Source organism: Tropicimonas isoalkanivorans (genome assembly GCF_900112335.1).
Taxonomy (GTDB): Bacteria; Pseudomonadota; Alphaproteobacteria; order Rhodobacterales; family Rhodobacteraceae; genus Tropicimonas; species Tropicimonas isoalkanivorans.
This window is the reverse complement of sequence record NZ_FOLG01000039.1, coordinates 1-4,686: the sequence shown is the minus strand read 5'-3', so window position 1 is coordinate 4,686 and position 4,686 is coordinate 1. Positions and strand designations below refer to the sequence as shown.

7 protein-coding genes are annotated in these 4,686 nt (G+C 61.4%); 6 read left to right on the top strand and 1 reads right to left on the bottom strand.

Annotated elements, in window-relative coordinates:
* Positions 1-188: hypothetical protein (locus BM075_RS24705; protein ID WP_093363102.1), on the bottom strand; the 188-nt coding region annotated here is incomplete at its 3' end.
* A 210-nt stretch (positions 189-398) separates the two neighbouring features.
* Between BM075_RS24705 and BM075_RS23885 the strand changes: the two genes are divergently transcribed.
* Genes BM075_RS23885 through BM075_RS24585 form a run of 6 tightly spaced genes read left to right on the top strand, consistent with a single transcriptional unit; the run spans position 399 to position 4,503 of the window.
* Entirely contained in the window at positions 399-767 is a 369-nt protein-coding gene (locus tag BM075_RS23885; RefSeq protein ID WP_093363101.1) for a hypothetical protein, read from the top strand.
* Between the two features lie 43 nt (positions 768-810).
* Positions 811-1,425 carry a lytic transglycosylase domain-containing protein gene (locus tag BM075_RS23880; RefSeq protein WP_093363100.1) on the top strand — a complete coding sequence of 205 codons (615 nt, stop codon included), beginning with the start codon at positions 811-813 and terminating at the stop codon, positions 1,423-1,425.
* Positions 1,422-1,715, top strand: coding sequence for a TrbC/VirB2 family protein (locus BM075_RS23875; RefSeq protein ID WP_012187323.1), 294 nt, complete (start codon positions 1,422-1,424; stop codon positions 1,713-1,715). The genes BM075_RS23880 and BM075_RS23875 overlap by 4 nt, the downstream gene beginning before the upstream one ends.
* Positions 1,708-1,986, top strand: coding sequence for a VirB3 family type IV secretion system protein (locus tag BM075_RS23870; protein WP_012187324.1), 279 nt, complete (start codon positions 1,708-1,710; stop codon positions 1,984-1,986). The genes BM075_RS23875 and BM075_RS23870 overlap by 8 nt, the downstream gene beginning before the upstream one ends.
* Positions 1,976-4,339 (top strand): VirB4 family type IV secretion/conjugal transfer ATPase, encoded by a 2,364-nt coding sequence (locus tag BM075_RS23865; protein WP_093363099.1) that lies wholly within the window; start codon positions 1,976-1,978, stop codon positions 4,337-4,339. Before BM075_RS23870 ends, BM075_RS23865 begins: the two co-directional genes overlap by 11 nt.
* Positions 4,336-4,503, top strand: a complete 168-nt coding sequence (locus BM075_RS24585) for a hypothetical protein (protein WP_177208476.1) — start codon at positions 4,336-4,338, stop codon at positions 4,501-4,503. The genes BM075_RS23865 and BM075_RS24585 overlap by 4 nt, the downstream gene beginning before the upstream one ends.
* Positions 4,504-4,686: the final 183 nt, after the last annotated feature.

Genomic DNA, 4,686 nt, shown 5'->3' with positions numbered 1-4,686 from the left:
GCGCGGGCGCGTTCGCTGTCGAGGCAACGGAAATAGCTCTGGATATCCTGGATGTAATTTTCGAAATCGCTGCGGATGATAGCCGCATAGTCCCGCGCGGCCTGCGAATCACTTGGCAGGAAGGGACGGGGTGGAGCGAAGCAGGATTCCGCCAAAACCGGCCCGGGAACGCAGATCAGAAGGGCCAGAGCTTGCAATGGGAGCAGGCATATCAACCTCGGGTTTCTCAAACCTGTTATCTCCTTGATCGCGGACACTGGCCGAGACTAGTGTTTGCGTGACCAAACTACAGCCAAAGCATGATATTACATCTTGCGGTTGATAATATACTATCGTAACTCTGGGCTTCAAGTGGGAATGCCTAGGGTCGCGCCATTGGAGAAAGCGTGAGCCGGGCCATGAACTGGGACATCGAAGCACCAAATGTGGTTACGGAAGCACGTTTCCGCGAACTCGTGGAAAGCGGCTATAGCGCAGAAATCCTGTGCCAAGAATCGGCACACAAGAAAGGCCCCAGCTATTACGGGGTCTGGATCATGCGTGTGGTCTCCAACGAAGGCGTGGAGAAGCTGCTGGTCACGGCCCGTACTCGGACGACCTATAACGACATCAAGATCCGCGAGTTCAAGACGATCTCTGGCGTGGTGTCTTTCTTCATTGGCCTTGGTTTTGCGCATGTCGACCTGCCGCTTGAGGCGGGGACAAGCCGTACGCACAAACTCGCCCCGCCAGACAAAGCCCCATCAGAAAAGGGCACTGGCAGCTAGCCTCGTCTGTCTCTGGCTGGTCACAGCGCCAGCTTCAGCGCAAATGGTCCTGGTCATGGAGAGCGACGGCTCCCTGACCCCGTCCCGCTCCCAAAGCAGCTTTGCTCGAAACTACAATGACGGGATTGGTCAGGGTTCGGCCTCCGATGGGATCGCAATCTTCGGCGAGGTAGAGGACGAGCAAGAGGGCGTCCAAGTTGCGGCCCTTGCCCGCCTGACTCCCCTGCCCCGCGCCGATGTTCTCTCTGGGATTCAGACCACGGCCTTGCGCTATGCCGGCCATCCGGGCCTGCGTCGCGCGGGGCTTTCCGTGACCGATTGGCTGGCTCTCTATCGGGCCAATATCGAGGTTGAGAGCGCCTATCGACAGGATGCGATCTCGAGCGCGGGCGCTATAGGCCTTGGCCAGCTGATGCCCGCCACTGCCCGTGATCTCGGCGTTGACCCGCGTGACCCGCTGCAGAACCTCGACGGGGCCGCCCGCTACCTCGCGATGATGTTGGACACGTTTGGCGATCCACGCCTTGCCCTCGCAGCCTACAACGCCGGACCCGATGCGATCCGCCAGTACGGCGGCATTCCCCCCTACCGAGAAACCCAGAACCATGTGGCCCGCGTCATGGCCGTCGTGGCCCGATTGGAAGGATCAAATTCATGAGACAGATTTCAAACCTCTTTGTCGCCTCACTGGCGCTATTCCTGCTCATTGCCGAGCCCGCCCTTGCCCAAAGCATCGATCTATCCCCGATCCAAAGCTTGTTGCAGGGCATTGTCGATGCTCTAACCGGCCCGCTCGGCGTCGTGATCGCCACACTCGCGGTCCTTGGCGTTTTCTTGAGCTGGTTCTTCAATATCATCGATCTGCGTCAGGCGCTCTGGGTCCTCGTCGGGATCGCTGGTGTTGCGGCCGCTCCCACCATCGTCGCCGCGGTTTTCGCCGGTGGCTGAGCGCGCGCCTCTCTTTCTGGGCCTCGTGCGCCCTCCGAAGCTTCTGGGCCTGCCCATCATGTACGCGATGGTCTGGCTTTTCGGCTCGGTGCTCTTGTTCGTCTGGGTCCAGCACATTGCGGTGCTGGGCGTAGCCGCCCTGCTCTACCCGGTTCTCTGGAAGGCCGCGGACTGGGATCCGCGTTTCATCGACGTGATGATGACGGCGCTGCAAGAGACGCCGCCCACGCGGAACCGCTCCATCCACGGCGGGGACAGCTATGCCCCGTGAAGCCGCGCTTGATCTCCGCACGATGACGCCGGAGTGGTATGCGCGCGAGACCCGCCTCGCGCACATGCTGCCCTATGTGAGCCTCGTCGATCACCAGACCGTGCGGACCCGGGTCAACGAGCTTTTCCAGTGCATCCGGCTCGACGGGGTCAATAGCTATACGACCGATGACGCCTATCTCGACAAGGTGACCGCGCTCTTTGCCCGGATCATTGCGCAATTGGGGCCGGAGTTCAGCTATTACGTCCATAAGGTCTCGAAGGCGATCACGCCGGACCTCGAGCCGCTGCGCGAGGACAGTTTCGCGGGAGAAGTCGACCGGCTCTGGCGCAAGAAGCTAGAGACCAGCGGGCTGCGCGACAAGACGCTCACCCTTACGATCATCCATCGCCCGCCTCCAAAAAGCGTCCTGCCATTCCTGAACCGCAGCGCGCCGGATCGCCTCAAGGAAGCGACCGAGAAGCGCCTTCGCCGATTGGGCGAGGCCGTGAACGTGTTCCTGTCTGGCCTGACGGAGCTTAACCCACGTGTGCTTTCGGCCAAGTCCGGCGAGTTGATTGGCTTCCTAGGGGCCCTCAACACTGGCCAGGAACTGCCGCTCTATCCGGCGAACACCTATGGCTTCCTGTCCTTCAACGTCGCCAACACGCGAGTGACGTTTCAAGGCGATCACTTCGAACTCTCCGAAGGCGTCGTGGGACACCGCTACGGCAAGAGTTTCACCATCGGGGAATACTCGGAAGGCACCTCCTGCACCATGTTCGACATGCTGAACCTGCCGGTCGACATGATCGTCACGCATTCCTTCACGCCGATCAATTCGAACCTCATGGCGGGCCGGATCAAGCGCCAGAAGCGCCAGATGCAGGCCAGCCAGGACGCGGCCCTCTCGCTCATGGAAGCCCTCGATATCGCTGCCGATGATCTGGAGGCCAAGCGGCAGAGCTTCGGCGAGCACCACATGGTCGTGACGATTTTCTGCGATACGCTGGACGAGTTGCAGAGCTTGAGCGCCGAGATCGTGAACGCCGCGGCCGCCGAAGGCGTGAAGATGATCGGCGAGCGGGTCGCGGCCAAGGCGCATTACCTCAGTCAGCATCCCGGCAACCAGCCCAAGCGCGTGCGTGCCAGTGCGATCACCAATCGAAACTTCGCGGATTTCGCAGCATTTCACCGGACTCAGCTTGGCAAGCCTGCTGAGAAAACACCCTGGGGCAAGGTTATCACCTGTCTGCCCACGCCCGAGCAGAGCGCATACCGGTTTTCCTATCACGAGCAAGGCTCGCCCGACAAAGAACCGACCAGCGGGCATACGCTGATCATGGGACGACCCGGGTCAGGCAAGTCGGTCCTCTCGGCCTTCCTCATGACGCAAGCCCGTCGAGCAGGGGCGCGGATCTTCGTCTTCGACTACCGTTTTGGTATGGAGATGGCGGTCCGCGCCAACGGCGGGCGCTACGCATCGCTCAAAGCCGGCCAACCCACGGGCCTCAACCCGCTCTGGACCGAGACCGATGCGCGCGGCACCGCCTGGCTCTCGGACTGGCTCGCCACCCTGCTCTATCGTGCCGACAAGCCGCTGACGCCCGCGCAAACAAATCGCATTCAGGAGGTCGTGCGCCAGAATGCGCAGGCCACGAACCCAGCCTTGCGGAACTGGCGCGACTTCGCATCGCTGTTCGTTTCGACCGACGATGGCGGCGATCTGCACCAGCGGCTGCTCGAGTGGACCGAAGAGGGCCGCTACGGCTGGATCTTCGGACAGACGCTGGAAGACACTTTCTCGCTGAAGGGCAATGTGGTGGGCTTCGATCTGACCGGCATTCTCGACAGCGAGGCCGAGAAGGAACGCATGGCCGTCCTCTCCTATCTCTTCCGCCGGGTTGAGCGCGAGATCGAGGATCGGCGCCCCACCATCATCGTGATCGACGAGGCCTGGAAGGCGCTCGATAACGCGTATTTCGCCGAGCGGCTGTCGAACTGGCTGGTGACCGCGCGCAAGCAGAACACTGTCGCGGTAATGATGACGCAATACGCCAGCCAGCTCGAGCGCACCCGGACCGGCAAGACCATCGTCGAAGCTGTGCCGACACAAATCCTGCTTCCGAACATCCGCGCCCATGCGGCCGACTACGCGATGCTGAACCTCTACGAGAAGGAACTCGACGTGCTGCTCAACACCGGCAGCGACAGCCGCCTTGCGCTCATCCGAGATGACCAGGGCTCGATCGTCGTCGATGCCGATCTGAGCGCCCTCGGACCCAATCTCACCATTCTCGGCGGCATGGAGAAAGGTGAGGCGCTGGTCGGCGCCGATTACCGCGATCACGCTGATTTCTGGAGGATTTCATGACACGGATTTTGTTGCTTCTCGCCGCGCTCGGCGCCTTGGCGTCCTGCGCGCAGTACCAGGAACCGCAGGCCAATTGCTTCACGTTCTTGGCTTCGACGGCACCCACAGCATCTGATTGCAGCTTCACACCCCTCGGCGGCCCGGAGGGTGACATTGAAGTCTAGGCTGACCCATATCCTCGCGCTTTGCTTGCTGCCCGGTCTCGCCTTGTCTCAAGGCGTGCCGACCAATGACAGCGGGTTGACGGCGCGCGAGGTAGTGCCCCGAGAGATGGTGTAAGAGCGCCGACCTTCGGAGAGGTCCAAGGCTGATCAGGTCGCCACGGCGGACAGCCTAACGGTTGTAGT